At 43.7% G+C, this 12117-nt stretch carries 14 protein-coding genes and 1 tRNA gene; 10 read left to right on the top strand and 5 right to left on the bottom strand.

Annotation, left to right across the window (positions count from 1 at the left end; translation table 11 throughout):
• Window positions 1–40: 40 nt before the first annotated feature.
• Together FK220_RS03715 and FK220_RS03710 are read right to left on the bottom strand one after the other, a co-directional pair.
• Window positions 41–1381 carry a cytochrome-c peroxidase gene (locus FK220_RS03715; protein ID WP_152572925.1) on the bottom strand — a complete coding sequence of 447 codons (1341 nt, stop codon included), beginning with the start codon at window positions 1379–1381 and terminating at the stop codon, window positions 41–43.
• Between the two features lie 118 nt (window positions 1382–1499).
• On the bottom strand, window positions 1500–1955 hold the full coding sequence (locus FK220_RS03710) for a retropepsin-like aspartic protease (protein WP_152572924.1): 456 nt from the start codon (window positions 1953–1955) through the stop codon (window positions 1500–1502).
• 58 nt (window positions 1956–2013) lie between these two features.
• Between FK220_RS03710 and FK220_RS03705 the strand changes: the two genes are divergently transcribed.
• From FK220_RS03705 to FK220_RS03660, 10 genes are all read left to right on the top strand, one after another.
• A complete protein-coding gene (locus FK220_RS03705) occupies window positions 2014–2781 on the top strand; it encodes a TatD family hydrolase (RefSeq protein ID WP_152572923.1) in 768 nt (255 codons plus the stop codon).
• A gap of 31 nt (window positions 2782–2812) precedes the next feature.
• Window positions 2813–3844 carry an asparaginase gene (locus FK220_RS03700; protein ID WP_317168300.1) on the top strand — a complete coding sequence of 344 codons (1032 nt, stop codon included), beginning with the start codon at window positions 2813–2815 and terminating at the stop codon, window positions 3842–3844.
• A 69-nt stretch (window positions 3845–3913) separates the two neighbouring features.
• Window positions 3914–4001: transfer RNA gene (locus FK220_RS03695), tRNA-Ser, on the top strand.
• 74 nt (window positions 4002–4075) lie between these two features.
• Window positions 4076–4822 carry a MotA/TolQ/ExbB proton channel family protein gene (locus tag FK220_RS03690; RefSeq protein ID WP_152572922.1) on the top strand — a complete coding sequence of 249 codons (747 nt, stop codon included), beginning with the start codon at window positions 4076–4078 and terminating at the stop codon, window positions 4820–4822.
• 25 nt (window positions 4823–4847) lie between these two features.
• The gene (locus FK220_RS03685; protein ID WP_152572921.1) at window positions 4848–5279 is read left to right on the top strand and encodes a hypothetical protein; all 432 of its coding nucleotides are present in this window, start codon (window positions 4848–4850) and stop codon (window positions 5277–5279) included.
• A gap of 11 nt (window positions 5280–5290) precedes the next feature.
• On the top strand, window positions 5291–5911 hold the full coding sequence (locus FK220_RS03680; RefSeq protein WP_152572920.1) for an ExbD/TolR family protein: 621 nt from the start codon (window positions 5291–5293) through the stop codon (window positions 5909–5911).
• Window positions 5912–5936: 25 nt separating this feature from the next.
• Complete coding sequence (locus FK220_RS03675; RefSeq protein ID WP_152572919.1) at window positions 5937–6422, top strand: ExbD/TolR family protein; 486 nt, start codon at window positions 5937–5939, stop codon at window positions 6420–6422.
• 82 nt (window positions 6423–6504) lie between these two features.
• Window positions 6505–7191, top strand: a complete 687-nt coding sequence (locus FK220_RS03670) for a porin family protein (RefSeq protein ID WP_152572918.1) — start codon at window positions 6505–6507, stop codon at window positions 7189–7191.
• Between the two features lie 189 nt (window positions 7192–7380).
• Window positions 7381–7992, top strand: coding sequence for an ExbD/TolR family protein (locus FK220_RS03665; protein ID WP_152572917.1), 612 nt, complete (start codon window positions 7381–7383; stop codon window positions 7990–7992).
• A gap of 15 nt (window positions 7993–8007) precedes the next feature.
• On the top strand, window positions 8008–8487 hold the full coding sequence (locus tag FK220_RS03660) for an ExbD/TolR family protein (protein WP_152572916.1): 480 nt from the start codon (window positions 8008–8010) through the stop codon (window positions 8485–8487).
• Window positions 8488–8503: 16 nt separating this feature from the next.
• Here the strand turns inward: FK220_RS03660 and FK220_RS03655 are convergent, their stop codons facing one another.
• The 3 genes from FK220_RS03655 to asnS are packed head-to-tail and all read right to left on the bottom strand — an operon-like array spanning window position 8504 to window position 12044.
• A complete protein-coding gene (locus FK220_RS03655; protein ID WP_152572915.1) occupies window positions 8504–9109 on the bottom strand; it encodes a phosphatase PAP2 family protein in 606 nt (201 codons plus the stop codon).
• Window positions 9109–10566: an RNA polymerase factor sigma-54 gene (gene rpoN, locus FK220_RS03650; RefSeq protein ID WP_152572914.1), complete on the bottom strand. Its 1458-nt coding sequence runs from the start codon at window positions 10564–10566 to the stop codon at window positions 9109–9111. The genes FK220_RS03655 and rpoN overlap by 1 nt, the downstream gene beginning before the upstream one ends.
• A 44-nt stretch (window positions 10567–10610) precedes the next feature.
• A complete protein-coding gene (gene asnS / locus FK220_RS03645; RefSeq protein ID WP_152572913.1) occupies window positions 10611–12044 on the bottom strand; it encodes an asparagine--tRNA ligase in 1434 nt (477 codons plus the stop codon).
• Between the last annotated feature and the right edge of the window lie 73 nt (window positions 12045–12117).

Raw genomic sequence — 12117 nt, 5'->3', positions numbered from 1 at the left:
AACATCAGGTTTTTCTGTTTTGCAATTTGATTTGGCTTGTTCAATTACATCCAAGATCAGCCTTGGCCTGATCATCGGCCACCGGAAAACAATTCCCCGTTGGTAGACTTTCCGGCACATATCGATGAAGGTTCGGATCGTAGAGCCCCTTCTCGACAAATGCGGTAAGCTGATCAATTTCCGTCTCGCTGAGGTTCAATGGTGCAAAAAACGGTGATAGCTTGTTGGCGGGCACTAGTACGTTCTCGGACACGGCCTTGTTCTTGTACACTATGACGTCCCTAATGCTTGAAAAACTTGCTCCGTGGCCTAAAAATCGAAGATTCCTTAGATTGTATAAGGTGGGTGTTTTAAAACGGTATTCGTCTTCTGGATTTTTGGTAAATCCACCCCGCCCTTTTCGGGTATCCTTATCAACATTCCCATGGACATCTGCTCCCTCAAGATCTTTCATTCCCAGTGCATGGAAATCCATTCCGTTCAAACCGGGACCGGAATGACATTGGTAACACTCCCCTTTTCCATAAAAAAGTAGGGCCCCTTTGATTTCGTTAGCGCTTAGGCTATTGGGTACCCCCCGTAACCATTCCTGAAAAGGGGCCTGGTTGGCCATCACTGTTCGTTCGTAGGCGGCAATGGCTAAGGCGGCATTCAGTTTGGAGTATCGCTCCGATTCAGGAATGGCTGGATAAGCGGCATCAAATAGTGGCTTGTAGCCACTGTTTTTCACCATATCGGGATCACATCGGAGTCGGTGTACCTCCAATCCGGCAATCGCTTGGGTTTCCAATCCTTCAAACCCTAGATTATTGGTCTCTTTGGGAGTGCCCTCGGTCCATTCGGTTTCTGTACCCAAATTTGATTTGGTTGCTCCGAACTGGCCGTTCCAAAGCATTACATCTTGAAAGGCAGCATTCAAAATAGTAGGAGATCGTATCGGTTGTACATCGATGGTCGTGTCTTCATACTCCATGCTCATGACCCTTGATTCCCCTAGCAGGCCAAAGCCCACGCCCCCTTCGCCAATTCCTTGTTTTGAACCACTTTGAAAAGCAGCTGCCGCGTGATGACAACTTGCACAGGAATACGTGTTTAATCCCTGTGGTTTTGTCGGGTTCAAGGCCAAGCCGGTTTCGTGAAAAAGCAGTTTTCCCAGTACTACTTTCTCGAGCGTAATCGGATTTTTGGGGTCGGCGGGGATTGTGGTGAAGTCACCGCTTTCAGGCATGATTAAGGAATCTAATGAGCCATAGCGGGCTTCGAGTAGTGCCCTTAGTTCGTTTTCTTCGGTAATGGGCGAATAGGAAACATCATCCTTTGCACAGGAAGTCAGGAATAGAAGCGGCCCGAGTAGGGCTAGCGGAATATGTATGCGTTTCATCGCAGATAGGTTGAGATTATTAACAGAACCACATCTACGAAAGATCATTGCCGTTATTCTACCAAAGGTCCTAAATAGTCGTTTAATGTGCCAAAGTCGGACAGCCTATGGACTTTTATTATTTGGATTTTTTGGTTTTTACTTTGAGGTACAAACAGCATTTGTTGTAATCAATAATCGCCTTGGTTTTTTTCAATAGATCGGCGCCAATGATTCCATCTACCGGGAGCGCCTTATGGGCCGTGAGCGCCTCGTTCACGTGCACCAGATCAAAAAGAACGATTTTTAACTTTCCTTTTTTCCAATCACCGATAGCGATTTCATTTTTGGTGGATATCAAGGTATCCATATTGGTCGCACCTGCTCCGGCTGCCTTTATTTTTGAGGCTTTGGAAGTGAGTTGGAATAAATCGATTTTATCGAATCCCACACAGGTATTCGAGGCCCCCGTGTCCAATATGAAACGACCTGTGATGCCGTTGATGGTAGCTGCGACTTCAAAATGATTCGTCGCTGTGAGCACCAATGGCACTTTGATGTAATTTTTCTTTTTCAGGAACTTTTTCAGACCCATTTTTCAATTGTCGTTTTGTTCATCTTTCGTTTCACAAAGATAAGCCTATTTTTACAGCATGATTTTGACCGATACCCATACACATTTGTACAGCGAAGCTTTTGAGGGCGATAGGGATGCCGTCATTGATAGGGCAATCGCTGTGGGCGTGCAACGTTTTTTCATCCCGGCCATCGACTCTACCTATACAGATGCAATGTTGGCACTTCAAAACAGGTATCCCGACCAAATGTTCTTGATGATGGGACTGCACCCTACGCATGTAAAGGACCACTTTGAGGAAGAATTGGAACATGTTAGGGAGATGCTTGATCAGCGTAAATTTTATGCAGTAGGTGAAATCGGTATCGACCTGTATTGGGATAAGAGTTTTTTAGCACAACAGCAAGAAGCCTTCCGAATTCAAATCGATTTGGCAAAAAAGCACAGGCTGCCCATCGTTATTCATTGTAGGGAAGCTTTTGACGAGATTTTTGCGATTCTAGAGGAAAAGAAGGATGACGACCTTTTTGGTATCTTTCATTGCTTTACGGGTACTTTGGAGCAGGCACATAAAGCCATATCCTACAATATGAAATTGGGGATTGGCGGAGTGGTCACCTTTAAAAATGGAAAAATAGATACTTTTTTGCAGGAAATTCCCCTGGAGCATATCGTTCTTGAAACCGACGCTCCCTATCTGGCGCCCATGCCCTTTCGGGGAAAGCGTAACGAAAGCAGCTATCTGCTCCATGTAGCGCGGAAATTATCGGATATTTACAACAAGGATATCGAAGAGATTGCTGAAATTACCACACGGAACTCGAAGGCTGTTTTTGGGATTTGACCAGAGCATAGCAACTTAAAACAAAGTATTTGTGGAGGACAAGGTGACCAAAATATTACTGATTTACACCGGCGGTACCATCGGAATGGTAAAGGATTATGCGACGGATACCCTGAAGGCATTCGACTTTAAAAAGCTGTTGAAGCATATTCCTGAGCTCTATCAATTGGATTGTGCAATCGATACCGTCTCTTTCAAAAAACCCATCGATTCTTCCAATATGAACCCTGCCCATTGGGTGGATCTTGCCACCATCATCGAAAGCCATTACGACACCCATGACGGGTTCGTGGTGCTTCACGGCAGCGATACCATGAGTTATACGGCCTCCGCCATTGGTTATATGTTGGAGAACCTGACCAAACCCGTCATCTTTACCGGTAGCCAATTACCCATCGGTGATCTGCGGACCGATGCCAAGGAAAATTTGATTACCTCGGTACAGATCGCGGCGTTGACCGAGAAAGGAAAGCCCGTAATTCAAGAGGTAGGACTTTATTTTGAATACAAGCTTTTGAGGGCCAATAGAACCACTAAAATCAATGCAGAGCATTTTGAGGCCTTTCAATCACCGAATTATCCACCACTTGCCGAATCCGGTGTTCATTTAAAGGTATTCAAGGAAGCCTTGTTACCACGCAAGCGCCAAAAACGACTGGTGGTACATAAATCTATGGATACCAATGTTGGCATTTTGAAGTTGTTTCCCGGCCTTTCCCCGCAGTTGCTCCAAAATGTGCTCGATACCCCGGGCCTAAAAGCATTAATTCTGGAAACCTACGGCTCCGGGAATGCACCTACGGAATCATGGGTGACGGATATATTGAAAAAAGCGATACAACGGGGCATACATATCATCAGTGTTACGCAATGTGTCGGAGGTGGGGTGCTCATGGGACAATACCAGACCAGCCAGCACCTAAAAAAACTACACGTGGTCAATGGAAAGGATATGACCTCGGAAGCCGCCATTACCAAACTCATGTACCTTTTGGGGAGAGGGGTCTCGGGAAAGTCTTTTAAAACAATCTTTGAAACCTCGATCAGGGGCGAGATGGCATAAAATTTACACTATTAATTTCCTCAACTAATATTTTTTTCGTTATTTGGGCACCCCTTATAATTACTGATTAGAGAGGTGGCCGAGTGGTCGAAGGCGCACGCCTGGAAAGTGTGTATACACCAAAAGTGTATCGAGGGTTCGAATCCCTTCCTCTCTGCAAAGTTTTGCTTTCATTATTGCGAAATTTTTTTATCTTTAGCATTATTAACTAACTAATTTAAGTTTGAAAAAATGAAAAAATTATTCTCTACCCTAACTGTAAGTGGTTTGTTTATATTAAGCACCAATACGGTAAATGCCATGGCAACTGCCGCTACAATGTTCCAGGACGCACCGGAAGAGGCCTCCAAAGGTTTCACCCAAGTGTTGAAAGAGCAGTTTATACAAGGAGGTGCCGGTTTCATGGGTATCGTTCTTTTGTGTTTGATTCTTGGTCTTGCCGTTGCCATCGAAAGAATTATCTACTTGAACTTGGCGAGCACCAATACCACCAAATTGAAGCAGCAGGTTGAAGACGCTTTGGCTTCCGGCGGTGTGGAAGCGGCCAAGGAAGTCTGCAGAAATACCAAAGGTCCCGTTGCCTCTATCTACTATCAAGGTTTGGATAGGGCTGGGGAAAGCGTGGAGTCTGCTGAAAAAGCCGTTGTAGCCTATGGGGGGGTTCAGATGGGCCAATTAGAGAAAAACGTGTCTTGGTTGTCGTTGTTTATCGCAATTGCCCCGATGCTTGGTTTCATGGGTACGGTAATTGGTATGATTCAGGCATTCCAAAAAATTGCCGCTGTCGGTAACCTAAGTGCTTCATTGATTGCAGGTGACATCCAGGTGGCGCTTTTGACAACGGTATTTGGTCTGATCACTGCAATTATCCTTCAGATTTTCTACAATTATATCATCGCAAAAATTGATAGCATCGTAAACGATATGGAAGATTCTTCCATCTCTTTGATCGATATGTTGGTAGACCATAAGAAATAAGTCGTACACCCTAAACAATAGAAAGATGAGTAAGATTGTAAAAATAGCTTTAATAGCGGTGGGGTTGATAAGTGCGGTACTTTGGTTAATGCTTCCCGATTCCAACATGCCCCCTGCGGAGGCGGCTCAAAGTGGGGCGATGAACGCCATGTTTTGGTTAACCTATCTGTTATTGGGCATCGCGGTGGTATTTAGCCTAGGTTTTGCGTTGAAAAATATGTTTTCAAATCCTGCTGGACTAAAGAAAACCTTATTCGCAATAGGAGGTTTTGCCCTAGTCGCCATTATTTCCTATGTGATGTCCAGTGGAACCGATGTTGCGCCGGAATATATGGAAATGTCGGATGAAAGTACCGTTAAGAAGATCGGGATGGGGCTGTACGTATTTTTTATCCTTACGGCCATTGCCGTGATACTGATGATAGTACCATCCGTAAAGAAAATTTTTAGTAAATAAAAGTATAGATTATGCCTAGAAGAGCAGGAGCACCGGAAGTGAACGCAGGGTCTATGGCCGACATAGCATTCTTATTGCTTATCTTTTTCTTAGTGACTACCACTATTGAAACGGATGCCGGTCTGGATCGGATGTTACCGCCTATCGAACCGCCTGAAACCGATGTGGTTATCAAGCAGAAAAACATCTTCCAAGTGAACATCAACAAAGCCGGTCAGTTACTGGCTGATGGAGAGTTGATAGAACTGAAGAACTTGCGTGAAAAGGCGAAAGCTTTTTTAGAGAATAACGGTGATGGTAGTTGTAATTACTGTAGTGGCGGTAGAAGGGATGCATCTTCTTCGGACAACCCCACAAAAGCGATTATCTCCTTGAAGAATGATCGTGAGACGAAGTACGGTACCTACATTACCGTTCAGAATGAATTGGTAGGTGCCTATAACGATTTGCGGAATAGGGAATCGGAGCGCCTTTTCAATCGTAAGTTCACTGATATGGAAGCGGACTACATTAAGCAGGAAACTCCTCCCAGTGTCAAAGAGGAGCTCAAGGAAAAAATTACCAGAATCCAAGAAATGTTCCCACAGAAGTTATCCGAGGCGGAAACTACCTCCGGAGGTTCCAGTAGCTAATAAGAAGCATTAAAAACTATTAGATATGTCTAAATTTGCAAAGAAGAAAAGCGGTGAAGTTCCGGCGGTGTCAACAGCATCCTTGCCCGATATTGTTTTTATGCTCTTGTTCTTTTTCATGACGGTGACCGTTATGAAGGATAGTAGTGTAATGGTTGAGAACGTATTACCGAATGCGAGCGAAATCAAAAAACTAGAAAAGAAAGATAGGGTCATCACTATCTATGTCGGTGCGCCCACCCAAGAGTATCAGAAGGTGTTCGGTACGGAATCCAAGATACAACTGAACGACAAGTTCGCTAACGCTTCCGAAGTTGGGGATTACATTTTGATGGAAAGGGCCAAAAAGCCTCAGGAACTACAAAATGTATTGACTACTTCATTGAAGGTCGATAAGAATGCAAATATGGGTTTGATTGCTGATATTAAGCTAGAATTACGTAAAGTAAATGCCTTAAAGGTCAATTACACCACTTATGAAGGTGATGCCTTCAGAAACATTCAGAATTAAATCAACGTTTCAAACTTAGTTATAGTAGTACGCTCCAAAAAACACTTTTTGGAGCGTTTTTTATTTATTTACCTTTATATTTATGAAGTTATATCTTGTCGGGGTGTCTTTTATTTTAGCGCTAGGTGTCAGGGCCCAGACATTACAGGATACAATTTCCACCGATGATCGCTATCTTGAAGATCAATTCTATTTGGGCATCACCTATAACTTTCTATTGCAACAACCGGAAGACGTTACCCAACGAAGCCTATCCTATGGCTTACAGGCCGGATTCATAAAGGATATCCCCTTAAATCGTACAAGAACTACCGGACTGGGCATAGGGCTGGGTTACGGGGTCTATTCCTATTATTCCAATCTGGTAGCTTCGGAGACTGCCAACGGTATTGAATATGAGGTAGATGGGGGTGGAGCCAACTTCAATCGAAATAAACTGGAGACCCATATGTTGGAAATGCCGATCCAGTTTCGTTGGCGTACTTCGACCGCTACGGAATATCGATTCTATAGGATTTATGCCGGAGTGAAACTGGCTTATCTTTTGGGGGCAAGGTCGAAGCTGGTAACCGACCAATTTAAAGACTCATTTTTTAATACCGATGTACGCAAGTTTCAATACGGGCTTGCCCTCAATTTGGGATATCATAGTTTTAATATACATGCCTATTATATGTTGAACAATCTTTTCAACGATGGTGTTCAGGTCAATGACCAGGATATCGGCCTTCGACCACTGCGGATCGGCTTTATTTTCTATATTCTATAGGTCTCTTTTCGGTTTTTTCCGTAGCCATCTGTTCCATGGCACGGATCTTGATATTTTTTTAACTCCATCACTTTCCTATAAACTGCTGTATCCACAGCATTGTTTAACTATTCTATACGCCCCCCTAATTGATTGCCATAGCTTTTCCGAGCATGGAAAAACTATTGTTGAACGATTAAATTTAGAATCATGGGAAAAAGAACACAGATCCCTACCGTAAATGCAGGTTCAATGGCCGACATTGCATTTCTATTACTAATTTTTTTCTTGGTCACCACTACGATTGAAACCGATGCCGGTATCGATAGAAAACTTCCACGTGAGAATACCGATCCGATTGCAATTGAATATAAGAGGAAGAACCTCTTTCCCGTATGGGTCGATGGAGAAGGTCGATTACTGGTAAAAAATGAGCGAATAGACCTGAAGGAGTTGCGCTCCATGGCTATTTCGTTTATCGATAACGGGGGGGCAGACCCGAACCATCCAGACTACTGTGACTATTGCATGGGTTTAAGGGACCAAACGTCTTCCGATAGTCCATCCAAAGCGATAATTACCATCAATACCCAGCGTGAGACGGAGTACGGTGTCTATATTGCCGTACAGAACGAACTAGTAGGTGCCTATACCGAACTTCGAAATAGGGAAGCGAATCGTTTATACCATCGGAATTACACCGATATGGAAGAGCAATACCAAAATGGCCAAACGAGTTTGCTTGTCAAAGCCGAGTTGAAAAAGAACATACGGTATTTAAGGGATTTGTATCCTTTGAACATAGTAGAACCACAACAATAATAAAATCATACCGTTATGTCAAAATTCAAAAAAAATAATACGACCGTTCCAGAAGTTTCAACTGCTTCCCTCCCCGATATTGTATTTATGCTACTATTCTTTTTTATGACGGTGACCGTGATGAAAGACGACAATCTGAACGTTAGTAATGAGTTGCCCAACGCCAGCGAAATCAAGAAACTCGAGAAAAAGGACCGAGTGATCACGATACATGTGGGCAGGCCGAACGATCGACTGGTACCGGTGCTCGGCAAAGAACCCAGAATACAACTAGGCGATAAATTTGCCCACTTGTCCGAAATCGGTCCCTATGTGCTCTCGAGGCTAACATCGATGCCGGAGGCACTTCGTCCGTATGCGGTAATTTCACTAAAGGTCGATAGAAAGACCCATATGGGATTGATTAAGGATATTAAGCAAGAGCTGCGCACCGTCGGTGCGCTTAAGGTCAATTATACCACCTATGAAGGGGACGTGTTTCAGAATTTGGAGTAGCATAAGTACATGCGAATTACAGCCAGAACCGCACCGTTAACAATTGCGAAAGAAGTCCGATCAAAAAGCCTATCAGTACCTCGGTTTTGGAATGTACATTAAGATAAAGTCGCGAGGTGGCGACTAGACCGGTTGCTAGAATGAAAAACCCCAATGCAAGGGTGATATTAATTTCAAAATGAACACTTAGGCATATCAGGTACATGAACAGACTCGCCATACCGGTGACATGCAAGCTGGTTTTAAAGTTCAGAAAGAGTAAGAGCAAAGAGGCGGCCGATGCCCCTATTAGCCCAACAAAATAATAATACAATTCGATGGTATAATTGTTGGGAACCACTTTATATACCACCATCAATAGCAATAGAATGGCAATATAAAGGGAATAGCGCCTTTCTTTCGCATCCGGATTGAAAACGGAACTAACCACCCCCAAATTGGTTAAAATAAGGTAAGAAATGATAGGTATGATTACCGTTAATATAAATATCGGAAGAATATTGCCACTCTGTAGTTCTAAAGGGCTATACTTTGGGGTTATCAGAAAATAGGCCAAAGTACCGGCGATGGGAACAAAAATTGGATGAAAAATATAGGAAATAGCCCTTAAAAACAGTCTCATTATATCTGTTTTCGGAGGCGGGCAACGGGAATACCCAATTGCTCTCGATATTTAGCCACGGTTCTCCTCGCAATCGGATATCCTTTTTCCTTTAAAATTGCCGCCAAACGGTCATCGGTCAAGGGCTTTTTCTTTTGTTCATCCGCAATGACCGTTTCCAATATCTTCTTGATTTCTTTTGTGGAAACGTCCTCTCCCTGTACGTTTTTCATCGATTCGGAAAAATATTCCTTGATTAACTTGGTGCCATAGGGAGTATCTACATATTTGCTGTTGGCAACCCTAGAGACGGTTGAAACATCCATATCGATTTCATCTGCGATATCCTTTAGGATCATGGGTCGAAGATTGCGTTCATCACCCGTCAAAAAATACTCTTTTTGATAGTGCATTATGGCGTTCATGGTGATAAACAAGGTCTGCTGTCGCTGTCGTATTGCATCGATAAACCACTTTGCCGCATCGAGCTTCTGTTTGATGAATAGAATGGCGTCTTTCTGTGATTTTGATTTGTCCTTGGCATCCTTATAACCCTTGAGCATGTTGTTATATTCCCGCGAAACATGAAGTTCAGGGGCATTTCTTCCGTTAAGTGTAAGCTCTAGTTCGCCTTCTACGATTCGAATGGAAAAATCGGGCACTACGTGTTCTATGATCTTGTTGCTTCCGGAATAGGAGCCACCTGGTTTTGGATTCAGTTTTTCAATTTCGGAAATCGCTTCCCTAAGTTGCTGTTCCGTAATGCCGTGCTTTTGAATCAGTTTCTTGTAATGCTTTTTGGTAAACTGGTCAAACGACTTTTCGAGTATTTCAATAGCAAGTTCAATCGTCGGTGTTGGTTCTTTTCTTTTTAATTGGATAGTGAGACATTCTTCCAGTGACCGTGACCCGACCCCTGGGGGGTCTAGCTCTTGTACCATTTTTAAAACCCTTTGGATGGTCTCTTCATCGGTGTAGATATTCTGGGTAAACGCTAAATCGTCAAGAATGTCGGATATGGGTCTTCGTATGTACCCACTCTCATCGATGCTCCCTACCAAAAACTCCGCAATGCTCCACTCCTCATCACTTAGATAAACAGTATTTAACTGATTCATCAGATATTGGTTGAACGAGATGCCTGCAGCGTAGGGTACACTTTTTTCCTCGTCGTCTGCACTGTAATTGTTGGCCTTGGTACGATAATCGGGAATCTCATCATCGCTTAGATAATCGTCGATGTTGATGTCTTCCGCATTAATCGATTCGCTATCGTCTCCCTCGTCGTAACTATCCCCAAAATCATCTTCCATGATATCGCTATCTTCCTTGCCGGTTTCCAAGGCGGGATTTTCTTCCAATTCTTGTTTTAGCCGCTGCTCGAATGCCTGAGTGGGCAATTGAATGAGCTTCATCAGCTGAATTTGCTGAGGAGATAGCTTTTGGGATAACTTGAACTGTAAGTGTTGCTTTAACATTGGGGTTTGTTCTTCCTACTCTTTATAAAGTTACAGAAATCAATTTAAAATTCAGCATTCTGGGGAGTTCTGGGAAAGGGGATTACATCCCTGATATTACCCATTCCGGTAGCGAAAAGTACCAATCGTTCAAAACCCAGTCCGAAGCCACTATGAACCGCGGTACCAAACTTCCTCAGGTCTAGATACCACCAAAGTTCCTCTTCCGGGATACCAAGGGCCTCCATCTTGCTTTTGAGTACATCCAACCGTTCCTCACGCTGGGATCCACCAACGATTTCCCCGATACCGGGAAACAGGATATCCATAGCACGGACGGTTTTTCCGTCTTCATTTAAACGCATGTAGAAAGCCTTTATCTTGGCAGGATAATCAAACAAAATAACCGGACATTTAAAATGCTTTTCGACCAAAAATCGCTCGTGTTCACTTTGAAGGTCCGCGCCCCATTCGTCAATAGGAAATTTGAATTTTTTCTTTTTGTTGGGTTTGCTGTTTCGAAGGATATCAATGGCCTCCGTATAGGTAACCCTTTTAAACCCATTGTCGACTACAAATCGCAGCTTTTCGATCAATGCCATTTCACTACGTTCTGCTTGAGGTTTTGTTTTTTCCTCGTCTAAAAGCCGTTTTTCCAAAAAATCAAGGTCTTCCCTGCAATGCTCCAAGATGTAGGTGATCACGCTTTTTATGAAATCCTCCGCAAGATCCATGTTGTCTGCCAGGTCATAGAACGCCATTTCAGGCTCTATCATCCAGAATTCGGCCAGGTGCCTGGAAGTGTTCGAGTTTTCGGCCCTGAATGTAGGGCCAAAGGTATACACCTTGCCAAGCCCCATGGCATAGGCCTCTGCCTCTAACTGTCCTGATACGGTAAGGTTGGTTTCCTTTCCAAAAAAATCTTCCCTATAATCAACTTTCCCGTCCTCTGTGAGCGGAGGGTCCTTATCATCCAAGGTGGTGACACGGAACATTTCTCCCGCGCCTTCGGCATCGGATCCGGTGATGATAGGAGCGTGGAAATAATAAAATCCGTTCTGGTAAAAATAGTGGTGAATGGAGAAGGAGAGTGCCGATCGTACCCTCATGACCGCTGAAAAGGTATTGGTCCGTACCCTTAAGTGTGCCTGTTCTCGAAGAAACTCCATGGAGTGTTTCTTAGGCTGTATGGGATAGGTCTCCGGGTTCGACCCCCCATGTACAAAAATATCCTTTACCTGAATCTCCACTTTCTGGCCCCTTCCTTGGCTTTCTACCAAGGTTCCGTTGATTTTTAGGGCGGCACCGGTATTGATTTGCTTAAGGGTCTCCTCGTCAAATTGTTCAAAATCGACCACACATTGGATGTTCGCTAACGAAGAGCCATCATTCAAGGCGATGAAGCGATTGCTTCTGAAAGTTTTGACCCATCCGTTGATGACCACTTCCTGTGACAGAGGTTCGGCAGCGAGTAACGCTTTGATGCTGGTTGACTGCATGATAAATGGCTTCAAAATTAAAAGGGCAAAGATAGGTTATTGCGCCTATTTTTGTTTTGAATCCACGATATTT

This window comes from Pelagihabitans pacificus (genome assembly GCF_009371985.2).
In the GTDB taxonomy this organism is placed as follows: Bacteria; Bacteroidota; Bacteroidia; order Flavobacteriales; family Flavobacteriaceae; genus Pelagihabitans; species Pelagihabitans pacificus.
This window is presented reverse-complemented; position numbering and strand designations above follow the sequence as displayed.

Bases quoted from the DNA above. Each gene is read 5' to 3' on its own strand.
- FK220_RS03660 (WP_152572916.1), top strand. From the start codon at position 8,008: ATGTCAAAATTCAAAAAAAATAATACGACCGTTCCAGAAGTTTCAACT.
- FK220_RS03705 (WP_152572923.1), top strand. From the start codon at position 2,014: ATGATTTTGACCGATACCCATACACATTTGTACAGCGAAGCTTTTGAG.
- rpoN (WP_152572914.1), bottom strand. From the start codon at position 10,566: ATGTTAAAGCAACACTTACAGTTCAAGTTATCCCAAAAGCTATCTCCT.
- FK220_RS03685 (WP_152572921.1), top strand. From the start codon at position 4,848: ATGAGTAAGATTGTAAAAATAGCTTTAATAGCGGTGGGGTTGATAAGT.
- FK220_RS03670 (WP_152572918.1), top strand. From the start codon at position 6,505: ATGAAGTTATATCTTGTCGGGGTGTCTTTTATTTTAGCGCTAGGTGTC.
- FK220_RS03690 (WP_152572922.1), top strand. From the start codon at position 4,076: ATGAAAAAATTATTCTCTACCCTAACTGTAAGTGGTTTGTTTATATTA.
- FK220_RS03680 (WP_152572920.1), top strand. From the start codon at position 5,291: ATGCCTAGAAGAGCAGGAGCACCGGAAGTGAACGCAGGGTCTATGGCC.
- FK220_RS03675 (WP_152572919.1), top strand. From the start codon at position 5,937: ATGTCTAAATTTGCAAAGAAGAAAAGCGGTGAAGTTCCGGCGGTGTCA.
- FK220_RS03715 (WP_152572925.1), bottom strand. From the start codon at position 1,381: ATGAAACGCATACATATTCCGCTAGCCCTACTCGGGCCGCTTCTATTC.
- FK220_RS03665 (WP_152572917.1), top strand. From the start codon at position 7,381: ATGGGAAAAAGAACACAGATCCCTACCGTAAATGCAGGTTCAATGGCC.
- asnS (WP_152572913.1), bottom strand. From the start codon at position 12,044: ATGCAGTCAACCAGCATCAAAGCGTTACTCGCTGCCGAACCTCTGTCA.
- FK220_RS03655 (WP_152572915.1), bottom strand. From the start codon at position 9,109: ATGAGACTGTTTTTAAGGGCTATTTCCTATATTTTTCATCCAATTTTT.
- FK220_RS03710 (WP_152572924.1), bottom strand. From the start codon at position 1,955: ATGGGTCTGAAAAAGTTCCTGAAAAAGAAAAATTACATCAAAGTGCCA.